Here is a 493-nt window from a genome sequence, read left to right on the forward strand (position 1 = left end):
CCGCCACAAGGTAAGCGTAAGCGCTGGCAGAATCCGGAGTTCGGCGGGTTTGTGCTGCGTAAGGATCCGCGTCAGACCTTCGGGGAGGAGGAGTGATGCCGATCAGCCTTCTTATAACCATAGACCTCTTACTCATTCTCGGACTGGTGAGAGTTTTTTGGGTACAGAAATCCCGCATGCGTGTGATTGATCAGTGGGGTCATGAGGGTTATGAGCGCCTCCCCTCTTACAACCACATGGTGCTGAATTTCTGGATTTGGGACGTGAAGAAATTCCTTAAAGGGGCGCAGAAATGAAAAAGGTCTCTGAACTGGCATTGTTAACCCTTTTTTTCTCATCACTGGCGGGACTTGGTTTTACCGCCGGAGTTATCTCATTTATCGGTTTTGCTCAAATGATGGTGAGGATACTGCCATGAAAATCAGTTTTAAGGATTACGGCGCGGTGGCAACAGTAACGATCACCAGCACCATCCTTGAGCGCAGCAAACATA

The 493-nt window shown here is 49.3% G+C and carries 1 protein-coding gene; it reads left to right on the plus strand.

Going from position 1 to position 493, the window contains the following annotated elements:
- Positions 1-95 precede the first annotated feature (95 nt).
- A complete protein-coding gene (locus tag AAIR21_RS27880; protein WP_047356113.1) occupies positions 96-296 on the plus strand; it encodes a hypothetical protein in 201 nt (66 codons plus the stop codon).
- Positions 297-493 lie beyond the last annotated feature (197 nt).

It is taken from the genome of Enterobacter sp. PTB (assembly GCF_051130085.1).
GTDB classification, from domain to species: Bacteria; Pseudomonadota; Gammaproteobacteria; order Enterobacterales; family Enterobacteriaceae; genus Enterobacter; species Enterobacter ludwigii.

Bases quoted from the DNA above. Each gene is read 5' to 3' on its own strand.
- AAIR21_RS27880 (WP_047356113.1), top strand. From the start codon at position 96: ATGCCGATCAGCCTTCTTATAACCATAGACCTCTTACTCATTCTCGGA.